This window comes from Streptomyces sp. NPDC048504 (genome assembly GCF_043200035.1).
Taxonomy (GTDB): Bacteria; Actinomycetota; Actinomycetes; order Streptomycetales; family Streptomycetaceae; genus Streptomyces.
Genome location: NZ_JBICXA010000003.1, coordinates 64,889 through 82,650, shown reverse-complemented (window position 1 = coordinate 82,650; position 17,762 = coordinate 64,889). Strand labels below are relative to the sequence as shown.

16 protein-coding genes and 1 pseudogene are annotated in these 17,762 nt (G+C 69.9%); 9 read left to right on the top strand and 8 right to left on the bottom strand.

Going from position 1 to position 17,762, the window contains the following annotated elements; genetic code table 11:
• Nucleotides 1-94 precede the first annotated feature (94 nt).
• The 6 genes from ACGFY9_RS08105 to ACGFY9_RS08080 form a co-directional block, all read right to left on the bottom strand.
• Nucleotides 95-1,084, bottom strand: a complete 990-nt coding sequence (locus tag ACGFY9_RS08105) for a zinc-dependent alcohol dehydrogenase family protein (RefSeq protein WP_393752924.1) — start codon at nucleotides 1,082-1,084, stop codon at nucleotides 95-97.
• A complete protein-coding gene (locus tag ACGFY9_RS08100; protein ID WP_393752923.1) occupies nucleotides 1,081-1,929 on the bottom strand; it encodes a carbohydrate ABC transporter permease in 849 nt (282 codons plus the stop codon). The genes ACGFY9_RS08105 and ACGFY9_RS08100 overlap by 4 nt, the downstream gene beginning before the upstream one ends.
• Nucleotides 1,926-2,864, bottom strand: a complete 939-nt coding sequence (locus ACGFY9_RS08095) for a sugar ABC transporter permease (protein WP_366432130.1) — start codon at nucleotides 2,862-2,864, stop codon at nucleotides 1,926-1,928. The genes ACGFY9_RS08100 and ACGFY9_RS08095 overlap by 4 nt, the downstream gene beginning before the upstream one ends.
• The gene (locus ACGFY9_RS08090) at nucleotides 2,861-4,231 is read right to left on the bottom strand and encodes an ABC transporter substrate-binding protein (protein WP_393752922.1); all 1,371 of its coding nucleotides are present in this window, start codon (nucleotides 4,229-4,231) and stop codon (nucleotides 2,861-2,863) included. Before ACGFY9_RS08090 ends, ACGFY9_RS08095 begins: the two co-directional genes overlap by 4 nt.
• A gap of 105 nt (nucleotides 4,232-4,336) precedes the next feature.
• On the bottom strand, nucleotides 4,337-5,107 hold the full coding sequence (locus tag ACGFY9_RS08085) for a DeoR/GlpR family DNA-binding transcription regulator (protein ID WP_318015573.1): 771 nt from the start codon (nucleotides 5,105-5,107) through the stop codon (nucleotides 4,337-4,339).
• Nucleotides 5,108-5,376: 269 nt separating this feature from the next.
• Entirely contained in the window at nucleotides 5,377-6,186 is an 810-nt protein-coding gene (locus ACGFY9_RS08080; RefSeq protein ID WP_393752921.1) for an NAD-dependent epimerase/dehydratase family protein, read from the bottom strand.
• 241 nt (nucleotides 6,187-6,427) lie between these two features.
• Here ACGFY9_RS08080 and ACGFY9_RS08075 point away from each other — a divergent pair, with 241 nt between their 5' ends.
• Together ACGFY9_RS08075 and ACGFY9_RS08070 are read left to right on the top strand one after the other, a co-directional pair.
• Nucleotides 6,428-7,405, top strand: coding sequence for a 5-dehydro-4-deoxyglucarate dehydratase (locus ACGFY9_RS08075; RefSeq protein ID WP_393752920.1), 978 nt, complete (start codon nucleotides 6,428-6,430; stop codon nucleotides 7,403-7,405).
• The gene (locus ACGFY9_RS08070) at nucleotides 7,402-8,565 is read left to right on the top strand and encodes a hypothetical protein (protein WP_393752919.1); all 1,164 of its coding nucleotides are present in this window, start codon (nucleotides 7,402-7,404) and stop codon (nucleotides 8,563-8,565) included. The genes ACGFY9_RS08075 and ACGFY9_RS08070 overlap by 4 nt, the downstream gene beginning before the upstream one ends.
• 386 nt (nucleotides 8,566-8,951) lie before the next feature.
• Here ACGFY9_RS08070 and ACGFY9_RS08065 read toward each other — a convergent pair.
• Nucleotides 8,952-10,148 (bottom strand): annotated as a pseudogene (locus tag ACGFY9_RS08065) (MFS transporter); the annotation flags it as partial.
• 153 nt (nucleotides 10,149-10,301) lie between these two features.
• Here ACGFY9_RS08065 and ACGFY9_RS08060 point away from each other — a divergent pair.
• Nucleotides 10,302-10,892: a TIGR03086 family metal-binding protein gene (locus tag ACGFY9_RS08060; protein ID WP_393752918.1), complete on the top strand. Its 591-nt coding sequence runs from the start codon at nucleotides 10,302-10,304 to the stop codon at nucleotides 10,890-10,892.
• A gap of 17 nt (nucleotides 10,893-10,909) precedes the next feature.
• Here the strand turns inward: ACGFY9_RS08060 and ACGFY9_RS08055 are convergent, their stop codons facing one another.
• Nucleotides 10,910-11,503, bottom strand: coding sequence for an HD domain-containing protein (locus ACGFY9_RS08055; protein ID WP_393752917.1), 594 nt, complete (start codon nucleotides 11,501-11,503; stop codon nucleotides 10,910-10,912).
• Nucleotides 11,504-11,627: 124 nt separating this feature from the next.
• Between ACGFY9_RS08055 and ACGFY9_RS08050 the strand changes: the two genes are divergently transcribed.
• The 6 genes from ACGFY9_RS08050 (at nucleotide 11,628) to ACGFY9_RS08025 (ending at nucleotide 17,759) form a co-directional block, all read left to right on the top strand.
• Nucleotides 11,628-12,377: an MBL fold metallo-hydrolase gene (locus tag ACGFY9_RS08050; protein WP_393752916.1), complete on the top strand. Its 750-nt coding sequence runs from the start codon at nucleotides 11,628-11,630 to the stop codon at nucleotides 12,375-12,377.
• 119 nt (nucleotides 12,378-12,496) lie between these two features.
• A complete protein-coding gene (locus tag ACGFY9_RS08045) occupies nucleotides 12,497-13,210 on the top strand; it encodes a GntR family transcriptional regulator (protein WP_393752915.1) in 714 nt (237 codons plus the stop codon).
• Nucleotides 13,207-14,115 carry a dihydrodipicolinate synthase family protein gene (locus ACGFY9_RS08040; protein ID WP_393752914.1) on the top strand — a complete coding sequence of 303 codons (909 nt, stop codon included), beginning with the start codon at nucleotides 13,207-13,209 and terminating at the stop codon, nucleotides 14,113-14,115. The genes ACGFY9_RS08045 and ACGFY9_RS08040 overlap by 4 nt, the downstream gene beginning before the upstream one ends.
• Nucleotides 14,103-15,833 carry an L-arabinonate dehydratase gene (araD, locus tag ACGFY9_RS08035; RefSeq protein ID WP_393752913.1) on the top strand — a complete coding sequence of 577 codons (1,731 nt, stop codon included), beginning with the start codon at nucleotides 14,103-14,105 and terminating at the stop codon, nucleotides 15,831-15,833. Before ACGFY9_RS08040 ends, araD begins: the two co-directional genes overlap by 13 nt.
• 109 nt (nucleotides 15,834-15,942) lie before the next feature.
• The gene (locus ACGFY9_RS08030) at nucleotides 15,943-16,878 is read left to right on the top strand and encodes a carbohydrate ABC transporter permease (protein WP_393752912.1); all 936 of its coding nucleotides are present in this window, start codon (nucleotides 15,943-15,945) and stop codon (nucleotides 16,876-16,878) included.
• Nucleotides 16,875-17,759, top strand: a complete 885-nt coding sequence (locus tag ACGFY9_RS08025) for a carbohydrate ABC transporter permease (RefSeq protein WP_393752911.1) — start codon at nucleotides 16,875-16,877, stop codon at nucleotides 17,757-17,759. The genes ACGFY9_RS08030 and ACGFY9_RS08025 overlap by 4 nt, the downstream gene beginning before the upstream one ends.
• The last annotated feature ends 3 nt before the right edge of the window (nucleotides 17,760-17,762 follow it).

Sequence of the window (17,762 nt, the reverse complement as noted above, 5' to 3'; positions counted from 1 at the left end):
GCCTCGTGAACGACCGAGACCATTTTGCCGTTCCCTTACCAAGTGACCAATTGGCCAAGCTTTGGAAGTACCGGCTCGAACCCCGTCGATTCGCTCAGGGAATCACCACGATCTTCCGGCCCACCCCCGCCGCGAACTGCTCCAGCGCCTGCGGGTACCGCTCCAGCTCGATCCGGTCGCTGATGAAGATCTCCGGGTCGAGGACGCCGTTCGCGAACAGCTCCGCCGCCCGCTCGAAGCTGTGCAGCACCGCCATGGAGCCGGTGATGGTGATCTCCTGGTTGTAGATGCGGTACGGGTCGATCGACACCCGGGTCGCGTAGTCGGCCACCCCGAACTGCAGGAACGTGCCCGCTTTCGCCACCCGGTCCAGGCCGTCCTGGATCGCGGCCGCGTTGCCGGTCGCGTCGACGACGAGGTCCCAGCCCTGCGGCCGGTCCAGCTCGTCCGCGTTCGCCGCCGACCCGGAGACACCGAGCGTGCGGGCCGTCTCCAGGCGGGCCGGGTTCAGGTCCACGATGTCGACGCTCGCCGCGCCGGTGCGCTTGGCCAGCTCCAGCATCATCAGGCCCATGGTCCCGGAGCCGTAGATCAGGACGTGCGCGCCGAGGCGGGACTTGAGGACGTCGTAGCCGCGTACCGCGCAGGACAGTGGCTCGACGAGGGCCGCGTCCTGGGTGCGGACGTGCTCGGGCAGTTTCACGCAGTTCGCCACGGGGGCGACGGCGTACTGGGCCGCGCCGCCCGCCGTGGTGACGCCGATAGCGGCCCAGCGTTCGCAGAGGTTGTTGTGGCCGTTGCGGCACTGCCGGCACTCGTAGCAGTAGAGGGATGGGTCTACGGCTACTTGGTCGCCGACCGAGACCTCGGTCACCTGGGTGCCGACCGCGACGATCTCGCCGGCGAACTCGTGGCCCGGCACGATCGGCAGCTTGGGCGCGAACTCGCCCTGGAGGATGTGCAGATCGGTGCCGCACAGCCCGCAGGCGGCGACCTCGACGACGACCTCGCGGGGGCCCGGCGTCGGGTCGGGGACCTCGGTGACGACGGCGCGGCCCACGGACTCGATGACGGCGGCCTTCATTTCACGGCTCCCAAGGAGAGGCCCTGGACCAGCTTGTCCTGGGCGGCGAACCCCGCGGCGAGCACCGGCAGGGAGATGACGAGCGACGCGGCGCACACCTTCGCCAGGAAGAGGCCCTGGCTGGTGATGAAGCCGGTCAGGAAGACAGGCGCGGTCTCCGCGACCACGCCCGTGAGGACCCGGGCGAACAGCAGCTCGTTCCAGCTGAAGATGAAGCAGATGAGGGCTGTCGCGGCTATACCCGGGAGGGAGATCGGGGCGACCACGCGCGCGAGGATGGTCGGCAGCCGGGCGCCGTCGATCTGTGCCGCCTCGATGACGGCGACCGGGACCTCGGCGAGGAAGGACTGCATCATCCACACCGCGATCGGCAGGTTCATCGAGGTGTAGAGGATGACCAGGAGCCAGATGTTGTCCAGCATCCCGGCGTTCTTCGCGAACAGGTAGATCGGCAACAGGCCCGCCACCACCGGGAGCATCTTCGTGGACAGGAAGAAGAACAGGACGTTGGTCCACTTCTTCACCGGGCGGATCGACAGCGCGTAGGCCGCCGGGAACGCCAGCAGCAGCACGAAGAGCGTCGAAGCCAGCGACGCCACCAACGAGTTGACGAGCGCCGGCCAGGGGCTCGCGCCGCCTCCGGTGCCGAAGAAGTCCCGGTAGCCGTCCAGGGTGAGGGCGGCCCCGAAGGACGGCGGGTTGGTCGCCGCGTCCGCCTCCGAGTGGAAGGACGTCAGCGCCATCCAGGCGATGGGCAGGAAGAACACGATGCCGAGCACCCAGGCCACCAGGCCGAGGCCGGCGCCTTTGCGGCGGGCACGCGCGCGTACGGCGATGCTGCTCATGCGCGGGACGCCTCCTCACGGAACAGGGACGACACGACCCGCAGGGCGAAGGTCGCGATGATGATCGAGCCGATGACGACCAGGACGCCGGCCGCCGAGGCGAGGCCGTTCTCGTGCGCCTGGTAGAAGCTCTGGTAGACGGTGTAGGGCAGGTTGGCGGTGCCCAGGCCGCCGGACGTGATGGTGAAGACCGCGTCGAAGTTCTGGACGATGTAGATCGAGCCCAGCAGGGCGCCGAGTTCGAGATAGCGGCGCAGGTGCGGGAGCGTCAGATAGCGGAAGACCTGCCAGTCGCTGGCGCCGTCCACCTTCGCGGCCTCGATCTGCTGGTGGTCGCGGCTCTGCAGCCCGGCCAGCAGGATCAGCATCATGAACGGCGTCCACTGCCACACCAGCGATGCCTCCACGGCGAGCAGCGGGGTGTTGGAGATCCAGTCCGGCTGTGGGCCGCCCACATAGTGCAACAGACCGTTGAGCAGGCCGTATTCAGGGTTGTAGAGCACATGCTTCCAGAGCAGGGCCGCGGCCACCGGCACCACCAGGAACGGGGCGATCAGCAGGGTGCGGACGAAGCCCCGGCCGCGGAACTTCCGGTCCAGGAGCAGCGCGAGCAGCAGGCCGAAGACCAGGCTGGCCAGCACCACCGCCACGGTGAGCAGGATCGTCGTCCACACGGAGTGGCGCAGGTCGGCGTCGGTCAGGACCTGGTGGTAGTTGTCGAGACCGGTGAAGTGCCGGGCCTTCGGATAGAGCGCGTTCCAGTCGAAGAACGAGATCACCAGCGTGGCCACGAACGGGAGCTGGGTCACGACGATCATGAAGACCAGGGCGGGGAGCAGCGGGGCACGGGTGGCCCAGGCGCGCAGTCGGTCGGAGGGCTGCCGCGCGGTACGGGTCGGACTGGTGGCCAGAGGGGCCGTTGTCGTGGCGGTCATCGTCCCTCGTACTCCTTGGAGATCTGCTCGGCGAGCTTCTGGGACTTCTTCAGGGCCGAGTCGACGGACTGCCGTCCGGCGATGGCCGAACTGATCTCCTGGGAGACCTTCGTGCCGAGGTCGGTGAACTCGGGGATGTCGACGAACTGGATGCCGGGCGCGGGCCGCGGCTGTACGCCGGGGTCGTTGGGCTTGGCGCCCTCGATGGCCGCCTTCGTCATCTCCTGGAAGGCGGCGGCCTCCTTGACGTAGTCCGGGTTCGTGTACGTCGAGGCGCGCTTGCCGGCCGGCACGTTGGACCAGCCGTCCTTCTCGCCGACCAGCTGCTCGTACTGCTTGCCGGACGCCCAGGACACGAACTTCCAGGCCTTGTCGGAGTTGTGGGACGCCTTCTGGATGCCCCACGCCCACGTGTACAGCCAGCCGGAGGAGTCGGTCTTCTCGACCGGCGCGGGGACGTAACCGATCTTGCCCTTCACCGGGGAGCCCTTGGCCTCCAGCGAGCCCGCCGCCGACGTGGCGTCGTACCACATGGCGACCTTGCTCTGGGTGATGTTGTTGAGGCACTCGGCGAAGCCGGACTGGGCCGCGCCGGACTCGCCGTGCTTGCGGACGAGGTCGACATAGAACTTCGTCGCCTGCTCGAACGCGGGGGAGTCGAGCTGCGCCTTCCAGTTCTTGTCGAACCAGGTGCCGCCGAAGGTGTTCACGACGGTGGTCAGCGGCGCCATCAGCTCGCCCCAGCCGGGCAGCCCGCGCAGGCAGATGCCCTTCATGCCCGGCTTCGCGCCGTCGACCTTGGCGGCTATGTCGGCCACCTGGGTCCAGGTCGGGTGCGCGGGCATCGTGATGTTCTTCGCCGCGAGCACGTCCTTGCGGTACATCAGGAAGGACGACTCGCCGTAGAACGGCTGCCCGTAGAGCTTGCCGTCGTCGGCGGTCAGGGACTCCCGCATCGGCTTGAGGATGTCCTGCTCGTCGTAGGCCGGGTCCTTCGCGACGTACGAGTCCATCTCGTGCAGCCAGCCGTTGCGGGCGTAGATCGGGATCTCGTAGTTGGAGAGGGTCGCGACGTCGTACTGGCCGGCCTGGTTGGCGAAGTCCTGGCTGATCTTGTCGCGGACGTCGTTCTCGGGCAGCACCGTGAAGTTGACCTTGATGCCGGTCTCCTTCGTGAAGTTCGGTGCCAGCTTCTGGAGTTCGGTCATCTGGGGGTTGTTGACCATCAGGACGTTGATCGAGTTGCCGCCTGATCCGGCGCCGCCCGCTCCGACCCAGCAGCCGGAGAGCAGCGGGGCGAGCAGCGTCCCTACGGCGGCCAGGGCGAGCGTGGCTCGCGGCGGCCGTCGTCGGCTCTGGGTTCGCATGGATCGCTCCTGCAGATATGGGGAGAAATAGGGTGCGCACGGGAACGGCACACCCCTGGTGGGTGAGTTGGGTTTTCAAACGGCGCGCCAGACGCTCAGGACGTTCTAGACGCGGATGACCTGTGGCCCCAGCAACGAGTAGCGGTGGGCTTCGGCCGACGGGAGCAGCGTGCTCGTGACGATCGTCTCCAGGGCGCCGATCTCGGCGAACCTGCAGAAGCTGACCGCCCCGAACTTGGTGTGCACGCCCGCGAACACGGTGCGCCGGGAGGCGCGGATGGCCTGTGCCTTGACCTCGCTGACGGCGGGGTCGGGCGTGGTCAGGCCGTGTTCGCGGGAGATGCCGTTGGCGCCGATGAAGGCGAGGTCGAGGACGAAGCCGGCGAGCATCTTCGTCGTCCAGTGGTCCACGGTGGCGAGGGTGCCGTGCCGGACCCGGCCGCCTAGCAGCAGCACCGAGGTGTTCTCCGACTCGGCGAGCACGCCGGCCACGGGCAGGGACGCGGTGACCACGGTCAGCGGCCGGTCCCTGGGCAGCGCCTCGGCGATGAGCTGGGGGGTGAAGCCCTCGTCGACGAAGACCGTCTCGGCGTCCCCGAGCAGCTCGGCCGCGGCGAGGGCGATCCGGCGCTTCTCCGGGACGTGGCTGGTGGCGCGGAAGGCGAGCGTCGTCTCGAAGCCGGCGCTCTCCACGGGGTAGGCACCGCCATGGGTCCTGCGGACCAGCCCGTGGTCCTCCAGGGCGCGCAGATCGCGCCGTACGGTCTCCTTGGCCACGCCCAGCTCGGCGGCGAGCGCGGTGACGTCGACCGAGCCGGTGCGGCGCGCGGCCCGCACGATCTCCCGCTGACGTTCCTCCGCCGAACTCGTGCTCATGGCCGACACCGCCTTCCCGCTCACCTGGAGTACTGCCCGTTCGGGCCCGGTGGGACCCTTGGGGGAAGTTCTACAGCGGGTGCGCGGCACTGACCAGGCCTGTTGCACGCCCGATGCTGCCCGTGTGTGACCGTTTACCGAGCGGTGTGCCCGTCGCGGACCTGCGCGGCTGTGCGTCGGCGCGTGAGATCGGGCAGGGTCCCTGCCCGAACATGCCTGCGGGCGGGCCCGTTCGGTGCCCGCCCGCCTCCCCGGAGTTCCTTTTCCCGTCAGTACGGCCAGATCGGCGGGTCGTTCACGAAGTGGCCACCGAGATAGGCGTGCGCCTCGACGTCCGGCTGGAGCTCGCCCTGTTCGGCGATGATCTTCTCGGCGTACGGCTCGGAGTCGTCCTGCGGCTCGTAACCGAGCGCCCGCGCGGTCGACAGGTCCCACCACAGGCGGGTGTTGGCGGAGGAGCCGTAGACGACGGTGTGCTGGACGTCCTCGGCGGTGAGGGCCGCGTGGAAGAGGCGGGCGCCGTCGGCGGGGCTCATCCACACGGACAGCATGCGCACGCTGCTGGGCTCCGCGAAGCAGGAGCCGATGCGCACGGAGACGGTCTCCAGACCGTGCTTGTCCCAGTAGAGCTGCGCCAGGTCCTCACCGAAGGACTTCGACAGGCCGTAGAAGGTGTCGGGGCGGTGCGGGGTGTCGATGGGGATGAGCGGGTCTCCGGCCTGCGGCCTCGGTGTGTAGCCCACCGCGTGGTTGGAGGAGGCGAAGACGATGCGGGGGACGCCCTCCTCGCGGGCGGCCTCGTAGAGGTTGTACGTGCCCTCGATGTTCGACCTGAGGATCTTGTCGAAGGAGGCTTCCAGGGAGATGCCCGCGAGATGGATGATCGCGTCGACGCCCCGCACGGCCTCGCGGAGCGCCGCGCGGTCGGAGAGGTCGGCGGTGATCGCGTCCGGCTCGCCCTCGACCGGGCGCAGATCCAGCAGCCGCAGCTCGTAGCCGTACGAGGGGAGCAGGCCCCGCATCAGGGTGCCGAGCCCGCCTGCGGCGCCGGTGAGCAGAATGGTGCGGGGAGCGGGCATCCTCGGTCTCCTTGGGGTCGGCAATGGATGATCGGCCTCATCCGTGAATAGAGTTCACATGCATGGACAAGCTAGGGATCGTCCGCCATGCCCGTCAAGTGTGGCGTGGACCTGGGAAATCCGCTTCCTTCTTGCTCATTTGCCTGCTTGACCCACCCTGAGGCAGATCCTTAGGGTGGGGCTGTTCAGAAATGTAGACGTTGATCAGAAGAACGCACGCGCCTGTTTCAAGGGAGAGCCCGTGACGCCAGCCCCTCTCGCCGACCGGCTCAGTATCCCCAGCGGGCCGCTGTTCTTCCCCGTCACCGCGTACGGCCCCGACGGCGCCGTCGATCTCGACGTCTACCGCGCGCATGTCCGCCGGGGCGTCGAGGCCGGGGCCGCCGCCGTGTTCGCGTGCTGCGGCACCGGGGAGTTCCACGCGCTGCTGCCGGAGGAGTTCGAGGCGTGCGTGCGGGCCGCCGTGGAGGCGACCGGGGGCCGGGTGCCGGTGGTCGCGGGCGCGGGCTACGGCACCGCGCTCGCCGTACGGTACGCACGGCTCGCGGAGGCCGCCGGGGCGGACGGGCTGCTCGCCATGCCGCCGTACCTCGTGGTCGCCGGGCAGGAGGGGCTGCTGCGGCACTACCGCGAGGTGGCCGCGGCGACCCCGCTGCCCGTCATCGTCTACCAGCGCGACAACGCGGTGTTCACCCCGGCCACGGTGGTCGAACTCGCCCGCACCGACGGCATCATCGGCTTCAAGGACGGCCTCGGCGACCTCGACCTGATGCAGCGGATCGTGAGCACCGTACGCGCCGAAGTCCCGGGCGACTTCCTGTACTTCAACGGACTCCCGACCGCCGAACAGACCCAGCTCGCCTACCGTGGCATCGGCATCACCCTCTACTCCTCCGCCGTGTTCTGCTTCGTCCCCGAGATCGCGCTCGCCTTCCACCGCGCGCTCGCGACCGGCGACGACACCACGGCCAACCGCCTCCTGGACGGCTTCTACCTGCCGTTCGTCGAACTGCGCGCCCAGGGACGCGGTTACGCCGTCTCGCTGGTCAAGGCGGGTGTGCGGATGCGGGGGTTGGACGTCGGCGAGGTCCGCCCGCCGCTGACCGAACCGACCGAGGACCACGTCAAGCAGCTCGCCCAACTCATCGAACGCGGCTACACGTTGATCGAGTCACAGATGGAGTCGGCGATGGTGCCGGAGATGGAGGACGGCGCGTGAAGGCATCGGCATTCGTCTACCCCTGGGACGTCAACGGCGACCCGGCGGCGGGCGTCAGGATCGCCGAACTCGGCGTCCAGCAGGCGACCCTGGCCTCCGCGTACCACTCCACGCGCGCGTTGACCCCCCGCCACCCGCGCCACCGCATCGTCACCGCCGAGCACGCGGCCGTCCTCTACCCACCGGACAACCGTTGGCAGGGACGGGAGTTGAGGCCGTACCCGGCCGGCGACTGGGCCCCCGGTGACGCCTACGGCGAGGCCGCCACCGCCCTCGCGGACGCGGGCCTGGAGGTCCACACCTGGGTCGTGCTGGCCCACAACTCCCGCCTGGGCGCGGACCATCCGGGCACCTCCGTCGTCAACGCCTACGGCGACCGCTACCCCTGGGCGCCCTGCATCGCGCAGCCCGCCACACGCGCGTACCTCGTCGACCTCGCCGCCGAGGCCGCCGTACGCCCCGGCGCGCGCGGCACCGAACTGGAGTCCCTCGGCTGGTACGGCCTCACCCACCTGCACGCCCACGACAAGACCGCCGGCATCGGCCTCGGGGACGCCGGTCAGTACCTGATGGCCCTGTGCTTCTGCCCTACCTGCCGGGAGGGCTACGGCGAACAGGGCCTCGACGCCGAGGAGTTGGCGGCGGCCGTACGCACCGCGCTGGAACCGGTGTGGCAGGGCGCGCCCTCCGACGGCGGCTGGGCGGGGGTCGAGAAACTCCTCGGCGACACGAACGCGACGGCCACGCGCGCGTGGCGCGACGACCGGGCCCGCACCCTCCAGGAGAAGGCGGTCGCCGCGGTCCGGGCGGCCGCACCCGCCGACTTCCAGGTACTCCTCCACGCGGACCCGGTGTCGTACCACTGCGGCGCCAACGCGGGCGTGGACCCCGGCCACATCCTCTCCGTGGCCGACGGCGTGATCGTCCCCTGCACGGGCGGCGCGGGCCTCCTGACCCCGTTCGCCGAACAGGCCGCGGACGGGGCCGTGTTGGCCGCCAACTTCACGGTGGTCTCCGGGATGGGCGGCCGGCCGGGGGCGCTTGCGGCGGACGCGGACCGGGCCCGGAGCCTCGGGGCGACTGAACTGCGGCTGTATCACGCGGGGTTGGCGTCGGACGGGGACCTGGCGGAGGTACGGGAGGCGTTGGGCGGACTCTGAGGCGGGGGCGCGTCCAGGATGAGCCATGGGGGAGATGCGCTGGGCGCGGGCTACGGGGGAGGCGTGTCCGGTGCGGGAGGTGCGGGTGGTGCTGGGGACGAGGCCGGGTCAAGCAGCGCCGGAGTCATGCCTGGCCCAAGCAACGGGGGAGACACGCCGGGGGCGAGCGGCTGGGGAGGCGTGTCCGGTGCGGGTGGTGCTGAGGGCGAGGTTGGGTCAAGCAGCGCCGGAGTTTCGCCTGGCCCAAGCGACGGGGGAGACGCGCCGGGGGCGAGCAGTGTCGGAGATACGCCCGGATCAAGTGATGCCGGAGACGCGTCCGGACCAAGCAGTGGCGGAGGCGCGTCCGGTGCGGGCAACGCCGGGGGCGCGCCCGGTGAAAGCAGCGTCTGAGACACGGTCGTCCCCAGTACCGTCAAGGACATGCTCGTTGCGAGCAACGCCGCGCCGGTCATCACCAACAGCACCCGGAAGTCGGCCAGTTCGACCAGTGCCGCACCCGCCCCCAGGCCGATCACGTTCGGTGTGAAGATCAGGGTGTTGGCGGTGGCGGTGGCCCGGCCGAGCAGCGGATCCGGCAACTCCCGCTGCACTGCGGTGAACGCGGCGATCAGTACGCACGGGAGCCCCAGCCCGATCGCCGCGCTGCTCGCCAGGATCACCGGGTCGGACGGCACCGCCCGTGCGGTCACCCCGGCCGCCGTGAGGGCGATGCCGGCTGCCCCGAACCGCCGCTCGCCGAGCCGTCGTAGAGCAGGTCCGGAGACGAGACCGACCGCCACCGAACCGGTGCCCTGGGACGCGTACAGCACGCCCGTGTAGGCCGGGTCGTGCCCCAGGGCGTCGACGATCGCGTAGGTCGTGGAGCTGCTCAGGGAGGCGAGGAACATGGTGGCCCCGCCCGCCAGGACCAGCGGGCGCAGGAGGGGATGTCCCCACAACTCGCGTACGCCTTCGGCGGTTTGGGCCCGCCAGGTGCCGGCGGGGCGCCGCGGCCGTTCCTCCCGCGCGCGGACGAGCAGCCACAGGGCCGCCGCCAGCGCGAACGTGACCGCGTCCAGACCGGCCACCGCAGGCCCGCCGAACGCCGCGTACAGGCCCGCGCCCGTCAGTGGAGCGACCAGTTTCATGCCTTCTACGGCCGTCATCCGCAGCCCGTTGAAGTCGCCGAGGAGGTCGCGGTCGACGACGGCGGCGAGGAGGGCGGACTCGGCGGGATCCTGGACGACGACGGTGGTGCCGTAGACGAACAGGACGGCGAAGAGGAGCCACAGGTCGGCGCGGGAGTGGACGGCGAAGAGGGTGAGGAGGAGGGCGGCGAGGCCCAGGTTCGTCCTGATCAGCAGGGGTTTGCGGCGGACGCGGTCGGTGATCGTGCCGAGGGCAGGGCCGAACAGGGTCGGGGCCCACACGGTGAAGGTGCAGAGCGCGGCGAGGCCGTTCGAGGCGGTGAGGTCCTTCACCCACACGCCGGCCGCGAGCCCGAGCGCGGACGTGCCGAAGGCGGACACGACCAGGCCCACGAAATACAGCCCCGCGTTGCGGTCCCGCAGGATGCGCGTGACGGTCCAGTTTGTCGTCATGCCTGGTCATCGTGGGTCTAAGGCGGGGGCGACGGCATCGGGCAGGTGCCGTAGAAACGCGCGGTGGTGGAGGCGCGGCGGGGGTGCGCGATGAGTTTCGGGGCCGCTGCCGGTCTACCTCATGAGTGGAGCCCCATCCCTGAGGAGATACGCATGACCGATGACACGATCCTCGACCTCGGCCCCCAGACCCGGGTCATCGCACGGCTCGCCGAGGGGGTGACCGACGAGCAGCTGACGGCCGGGACGCCGTGTCCCGAGCTAGCCGTACGCAACATGCTGGGGCACGTGCTCGGCCTGTCCGTCGCCTTCCGTGACGCCGCGCGCAAGGACCTGGGCGTCACGACCGACACCAACCCCGGCGCCACCGCCCCGGACATCGGCCCCGACTGGCGCGAGCAACTCCCCAAGGCCCTCGACGACTTGGCCGAGGCCTGGCGCGACCCCGCCGCCTGGACCGGCATGACCCGCGCGGGCGGCGTCGACCTCCCCGGCGCGGTCGCCGCGGCCGTCGTCGCCGACGAACTGGTCATCCACGGCTGGGACTTGGCGGTGGCCACCGGCCGCCCCTACGACCCCGACCCGGCCGCGCTCCAGACGTCGTACGGCTTCCTCCTCGCGGCCACACAGGACCCGACCCGCGGGGGCGGCATCTTCGGGCCGGTGGTGCCGGTGGCGGAGGAAGCGCCGCTGCTGGAAAGGGCGTTGGGGCTCAGCGGACGTGACCCGGGGTGGAAGCCGTAGGAGAGTCCGGCGAGCACTCAGGCGTGGATCGGGAAGGACGCCTGGAACGTCAGCCGCTCGTCGGCCCCGTCACCGATGCGGGCGAGAACCTCATCGAGCGCGATGAACTCCTCCCACACCGCCCTGCCCGTCGCTTCGGCCAGCCGGGCCACGACGAGATCCTCCAGTTCGGGAACACGCTTGTTCTTCCAGACCTTGTCGGCGAGGCTCACCAGGAGGTCCTCCGGACCGACTGGTGACCAAGCCCACGACGCGTGCGTCGCGGCGAAGCGGGCCAGCTCCGGGCTGACGCCGTGCCCGAGCAGGAGGGTCTGCCCCGCCTCCTCGTGCGCGGCCCCGGGCCCGGAGAGCTCGGAGACGTGCACCGTCTTGCCCACGTCGTGCGTCGCCGCCCCGAAGAGCACCGCCTCGCGGTCGAAGACGACGTCCGGGTAGCGCTGTTCCAGCCAGACGACCAGCTGATGCGCGACGTCATGGACGGCTCGCAGATGAGCCGCCAGCCGCGGCGGGCTGCCCAGCTCCGTCAGAAGCTCGACAACACGATCCGGCAGGGGGAGCAGAGGGGGGTCGACGGTGCCGCTCATCGCCTTCGACAGGAGAGCGTTGGTCATCACCGCGTCAGGGTACTGACAGCGCTTCGCCCTGTGGATCCCCGTAGACCACCCGGAAGCCGGGCGCCACGGAACGCCCTGAACCGTGAGTGCCCCGGGCCCCGGAACCGTACTCTTCCCCACCATGCCACTCAGTCTCACCGTCCTCGGCACCGCCTCCCCGCATCCGCGTCCCGGCCGCCCCTGCTCCGGGTACCTGCTGCGCGGCGGTGGCGCCGAGGTGTGGCTGGACGCGGGAACGGGGACGTTCGCGGAGTTGCAGCGGCACACGGATCCGGCGCGGCTGACCGCGATCTGGATCTCGCATCTGCACGCCGACCACAGTGCCGATCTCCTCGCGGCGGCCTACGCGTTCGCCTACGGCGGGATGACCCCGACCTCCCCGATCCCGCTCTACGCCCCGCAGGACTGCGCCCGCCGGCTCGCCGGCTTCTTCGGGCAGCCGGACGTACGGTTCCTGAGCGGCGTCTTCGACTTCCGGCCGCTCTACGACGGCCACGCCGTCCGGCACTGGAACCTCCGGCTCACCGCACGCGCCGTCGTCCACGACACCGAGGCGTACGGGCTGCGCGCCGAGAGCCAGGGGAGTGTCCTCGGGTACTCCGGGGACAGCGGACCCTGTGAGGCGCTGTCCGAACTCGCGGGCGGCGCCGACGTGTTCCTCTGCGAGGCCGACATCGACCGGCATCGCGAAGGCGAACGGCAAGTCCACCTCACGCCCGAGGACGCCGCCGCCTGCGCCAAGGGCGCGCGCGAACTCCTCATCACCCACGTGGGACCCACCCTCACCAGGGAAGCGGCCCTGGAACGTGCCGCCGCGATCTTCCCCGGCCGCACCTCCGCCGCGCTCGAAGGCGTCACCAAGACCATGTGAAGCGCTTTCTGCTTCCTTTGTCAGAAGCATTGACGAAACACAGGGCCGCTCCTACCTTCAACCCGTCGTACTTCGTACGTCATATATGAGACGCCATATGTGAGATCCGAGAGGCGCGCATGACCTCTGTGCCCACGCCGATCCCCTCCCGCACGCAGTACGTGCAGGAGGAGATCAAACGCCGCATCCTCACCGGGCAGTTGACGCCGGGTCAGCCACTGGTCGAGACCGACCTCGCCGCGCAGTTCGGGGTGTCCAAGACCCCGGTGCGCGAGGCGCTCAAGACCCTGGCCGGTACCGGGCTCGTCGTGATGAACCAGTACAAGGGCGTCACGGTGCGCATGGTGGACGCGGACATGGCGCGCGAGGTGTACGACGTACGGCTGCTCCTCGAACCCGAGGCGCTCCGCCGTGCCGTACGACGCCACGCCTCCCTCGACGACGCCCGCGAGGCGCTGACCCGCGCCGACGAGGCCACCGACACCGCCGAACGCTCCCTCGCCAACCGGGAGTTCCACCGCGCCCTGTACCTGCCGTGCGGCAACCCGCTGCTCGGCCGGATGCTCGACGAGGTCCGCGACCAGGCGGCCCTCGTCTCCGCCGTCGCCTGGGCCGCCTCGCCCTCCTGGGAACGGGAGGCCGGCGAACACCGGGAGATCCTGCGGCTCGCCATCGACGGGGACGCGGACGGCGCGGCCACCGCACTGCACGCCCACATCGCCTCGTTCGTCCAACGGGCCTTCCCCGGCACCGAGTTGGAGACCGGCGGACGGGACACCCATGGGCGGAACACCCAAGGACAGGACACAGACGGAGAGGACGGTCGGGCATGACGGCGAGGTTCGAGGCCCAACGCACCGCCCTGGCCGACGTGGTGGCGATCCCGGTGACCCCGTTCGCCGAGGACGGCGGCGTCGACCAGGACACCCACCGGGCCTTGCTCCGCCGGCTGCTCGATGGCGGGGTCAGGATCGTCACGCCGAATGGGAACACCGGTGAGTTCTACGCTCTCACCCCTCAAGAACGGCAGCTCGTCACGGAGTTGACCATCGACGAGGCGGCCGACCGCGCCGCGATCCTCGTCGGTGTCGGCCACGACGTACCCACCGCCATCGCCTCCGCCCGGCATGCCCGCGATCTCGGCGCCCAGATGGTGATGGTCCATCAGCCCGTCCACCCGTACGTCTCGCAGGGCGGCTGGGTCGACTACCACCGCGCCATCGCCGAGGCGGTGCCCGACCTGGGTGTCGTCCCGTACATCCGCAACGCCCAGCTCCCCGGCGTCCGCCTCGCCGAACTCGCCGACGACTGCCCGAACGTCATCGGCGTCAAGTACGCCGTCCCGGACGCGGCCCGCTTCGCCGGGTTCGCGCGGGACGCGGGGCTCGAACGCTTCGTGTGGGTGGCCGGGCTGGCCGAACCGTACGCGCCCTCCTACTTCTCGGCGGGCGCCACCGGCTTCACCTCAGGGCTGGTGAACGTCGCCCCGTCCGTTTCGCTGAACATGATCGAAGCGCTTCGATCAGGCGACTATCCGGGGGCGATGAAGGTGTGGGAACAGATCCGCCGATTCGAGGAACTAAGGGCCGCGAACGGCTCGGCGAACAACGTCACGATCGTCAAGGAAGCGCTTGCGTCCCTCGGCCTGTGCCGCCGCGAGGTCCGCCCGCCCAGCAGGTCCCTGCCCGAGAGCGAGCGCGCCGAGGTCGCCGCGATAGCCGCCGGATGGTCCGTATGAAGTCACCGGACGAGCTCAGAAGCCACCAGTGGTACGGCACCGACGGGTTGCGCTCCTTCAGCCACCGGGCCCGCACCCGCCAGCTCGGCTACCTCCCCGAGGAACACCTCGGCAAGCCCGTCATCGCGATCCTCAACACCTGGTCGGACATCAACCCGTGTCATGTGCACCTCCGTGAGCGCGCCCAGGCGGTCAAGCGGGGCGTGTGGCAGGCGGGCGGCTTCCCGCTCGAATTCCCGGTCTCCACCCTCAGCGAGACCTTCCAGAAGCCGACTCCCATGCTCTACCGCAACCTCCTCGCCATGGAGACCGAGGAATTGCTGCGGTCGTACCCCGTGGACGGTGCCGTGCTGATGGGCGGCTGCGACAAGTCCACGCCCGCGCTCCTGATGGGTGCCGCCTCCGTCGACCTGCCCACCGTCTTCGTCCCCGCCGGGCCGATGCTGCCGGGCCACTGGCGCAACGAGGTCCTCGGTTCCGGCACCGACATGTGGAAGTACTGGGACGACAAGCGCGCCGGCCTCATCGGCGAGTGCGAGATGACCGAGCTGGAGAGCGGCCTCGCGCGTTCGCCCGGGCACTGCATGACCATGGGCACGGCGTCCACGCTGACGGCCGCCGCCGAGGCGCTCGGGGTGACCGTGCCGGGTGCGTCGAGCATCCCCGCCGTGGACTCGGGGCACGATCGGATGGCCGCGCAGTCCGGCATGAGGATCGTTGAACAAGTCCACAAGGGGCGCGTTCTCTCGTCGATCCTCACCCAGGACGCCTTCGAGGACGCGGTCACCACCGTCCTCGGCCTCGGCGGCTCCACCAACGCCGTGATCCACCTGATCGCCATGGCCGGCCGCGCGGGCGTCCATCTCACGCTCGACGACTTCGACCGCATCGCCCGGACGGTCCCGGTCCTCGCGAACGTACGGCCCGGCGGCCAGACGTACCTCATGGAGGACTTCCACTTCGCCGGCGGCCTGCCCGGCTTCCTCTCCCGCATCACCGACCTGCTCCACCTGGACCGGCCGACGGTCTCGTACGACACCCTGCGCGAGCAGCTCGACGGCGCGCGGGTGCACAACGACGACGTCATCCGACCGCGCGACAACCCGGTCGCGTCCGAGGGCGGGGTGGCCGTCCTGCGCGGCAACCTCTGCCCGGACGGCGCCGTCATCAAGCACATCGCCGCCGAACCGCACCTGCTCAAGCACACCGGCCCCGCGGTCGTCTTCGACGACTACCGGACCATGCAACGCACCATCAACGACCCCGAGTTGGGCATCACCGCCGACAGCGTGCTGGTGCTGCGCAACGCGGGTCCCAAGGGCGGCCCCGGCATGCCCGAGTACGGCATGCTCCCGCTCCCCGACCACCTCCTCAAGCAGGGTGTCCGGGACATGGTCCGGATCTCCGACGCCCGGATGAGCGGGACGAGTTACGGCACGTGCGTGCTGCACATCGCGCCCGAGTCGTACGTCGGCGGACCACTGGCGCTCGTACGGACCGGGGACACCATCACCCTGGACGTCGAGGCGCGCACCCTCCAACTCAACGTGGACGACGAGGAGTTGGAGCGACGCCGGGCGGAGTGGGCACCGCCGCCCGCACGGTACGAGCGCGGCTACGGCGCGCTCTACAACGACCAGATCACCCAGGCGGACACCGGCTGCGACTTCGAGTTCCTGGCCCGGCCGGGCAAGGTGCCTGATCCGTACGCCGGTTGAGCACCCTTCGCACGCCCGATTCCCATGCCCGTCGAGCAAGCGCTTCCTGTACCGAGCCTCCTGTACCGAGCTTCCGCACTGAGCGTCCTGTACTGAACGGAGAACAGTCATGGCCCAAGCCGCAGCCGTGGCGAAACCGCCCGCGCCACCCCGGCGGCGCCGTGCCTCCGCGACACCGCGCAGGCTCCCGTACCTGCTGATCGCCCCCGCGGCGCTGCTCATGCTGGGCTTCATCACCTACCCGGTCATCAGCGTCTTCTACTACAGCCTGCAGAACTACAACCCCACCAAACCGTGGCGCAACGGCTTCGCGGGCCTCGACAACTTCACCCACGCCTTCACCAACGACCCCCAGTTCTGGGACACGTTGACGTTCAGCGCCAAGTGGGTCGTCGTGGAGGTGGGCCTCCAACTGCTCTTCGGTCTCGCACTCGCCCTGATCGTCAACCAGACCTTCGTGGGCCGGTCCGTCGGCCGCGCGCTGGTGTTCTCCCCGTGGGCCGTGTCGGGCGTCCTGACCTCCGCGATCTGGGTGCTGCTCTACAACTCCCAGACGGGCGTGACCCGTTACCTCGCCGACATGGGCATCGGCCAGTACGGCACGAGTTGGCTGTCCGACCCCTCAACCGTCTTCTCCGCAGCGGTGGTTGCGGACCTCTGGCGGGGCGTCCCGTTCTTCGCGATCCTCATCCTCGCCGACCTCCAGTCCGTGTCGAAGGACCTCTACGAGGCCGCCGAGGTCGACGGCGCGAGCCGCTTCCAGCAGTTCCGGAACATCACCCTGCCGCACCTCAAGGACGCGATCGTGCTGTCCACACTGCTGCGCGCGGTCTGGGAGTTCAACAACGTCGACCTCCTCTACACCCTGACCGGCGGCGGCCCGGCCGGCGAGACGACCACGCTCCCGCTGTACGTCGCCAACACCAGCGTCGAGGCCCACAACTTCGGCTACGCGTCGGCCCTCACCACGGTCGCCTTCGTCATCCTTCTCTTCTTCTCGATCATCTATCTGCGCCTGAGCAAGTTCGGAGGCGGCGACAAGTGATCACCGAGATCGCCCCGGCCCGCGAGCGGGAGTCCGCCGCACCGCAGCAGCCGCGCAAGGTCCGCCGCGCCTGGGACGAGGTCCCGCGCTGGCAGATCTACGTCCCCCTGGGGATCTACCTCGTCTTCACCCTGATCCCCTTCTACTGGATCCTGCTCTTCGCGTTCCGCCCGGCCGGCTCGACCTCCCTCGTGCCCTGGCCGATGACCCTCGACCACTTCCAGAAGGTGTGGACCGAGCGCAGCTTCGGCGTCTACTTCCAGAACAGCGTCTACGTCGGCGTGGCCACCCTGATCCTCACCACCGTGGTCGCGCTGGCCGGCGGCTACGCGCTCGCCCGCTTCGAGTTCAGGATCAAGCGCGCGTTCATGCTGGCCCTGCTCTGCTCCCAATTCGTGCCGGGCGCCCTGCTGTTGGTCCCGCTGTTCCAGATCTTCGCCAAACTCCAGATGATCAACTCGCTCGGCAGCGTCATCATCGCGGAGACCGTCTTCCAGCTGCCGCTCTCGATGATCCTCATCAGCGGCTTCATCAGGAACGTCCCGCAGTCCCTCGAAGAGGCCGCCTGGGTCGACGGCTGCAACCGCTTCGCCGCGTTCCGCATCGTCGTCCTCCCGCTGCTGCGGCCCGGGCTGATCGCCGTCGGCTCCTTCGCCTTCGTGCACGCCTGGAACCACTTCCTCTTCGCCCTGATGTTCCTGTCCGACCAGAGCAAGCAGACGATCCCGGTCGGCCTCAACACCCTGATGAGCGCGGACAGCGTCGACCTCGGCGCCCTCGCCGCGGGCGGCATCGTCGCGGCGATACCCGTGGTGATCGTGTTCGCCTTCATCCAGAAGTGGCTGATCACCGGCTTCAGCGCGGGGGCGGTGAAGGGATGAGGC

Excerpts from the sequence above, each read along its gene's own strand:
- ACGFY9_RS08105 (WP_393752924.1), bottom strand. The coding sequence starts at position 1,084 with ATGAAGGCCGCCGTCATCGAGTCCGTGGGCCGCGCCGTCGTCACCGAG.
- ACGFY9_RS08100 (WP_393752923.1), bottom strand. The coding sequence starts at position 1,929 with ATGAGCAGCATCGCCGTACGCGCGCGTGCCCGCCGCAAAGGCGCCGGC.
- ACGFY9_RS08095 (WP_366432130.1), bottom strand. The coding sequence starts at position 2,864 with ATGACCGCCACGACAACGGCCCCTCTGGCCACCAGTCCGACCCGTACC.
- ACGFY9_RS08090 (WP_393752922.1), bottom strand. The coding sequence starts at position 4,231 with ATGCGAACCCAGAGCCGACGACGGCCGCCGCGAGCCACGCTCGCCCTG.
- ACGFY9_RS08085 (WP_318015573.1), bottom strand. The coding sequence starts at position 5,107 with ATGAGCACGAGTTCGGCGGAGGAACGTCAGCGGGAGATCGTGCGGGCC.
- ACGFY9_RS08080 (WP_393752921.1), bottom strand. The coding sequence starts at position 6,186 with ATGCCCGCTCCCCGCACCATTCTGCTCACCGGCGCCGCAGGCGGGCTC.
- ACGFY9_RS08060 (WP_393752918.1), top strand. The coding sequence starts at position 10,302 with ATGACCGATGACACGATCCTCGACCTCGGCCCCCAGACCCGGGTCATC.
- ACGFY9_RS08055 (WP_393752917.1), bottom strand. The coding sequence starts at position 11,503 with ATGACCAACGCTCTCCTGTCGAAGGCGATGAGCGGCACCGTCGACCCC.
- ACGFY9_RS08050 (WP_393752916.1), top strand. The coding sequence starts at position 11,628 with ATGCCACTCAGTCTCACCGTCCTCGGCACCGCCTCCCCGCATCCGCGT.
- ACGFY9_RS08045 (WP_393752915.1), top strand. The coding sequence starts at position 12,497 with ATGACCTCTGTGCCCACGCCGATCCCCTCCCGCACGCAGTACGTGCAG.
- ACGFY9_RS08040 (WP_393752914.1), top strand. The coding sequence starts at position 13,207 with ATGACGGCGAGGTTCGAGGCCCAACGCACCGCCCTGGCCGACGTGGTG.
- araD (WP_393752913.1), top strand. The coding sequence starts at position 14,103 with ATGGTCCGTATGAAGTCACCGGACGAGCTCAGAAGCCACCAGTGGTAC.
- ACGFY9_RS08030 (WP_393752912.1), top strand. The coding sequence starts at position 15,943 with ATGGCCCAAGCCGCAGCCGTGGCGAAACCGCCCGCGCCACCCCGGCGG.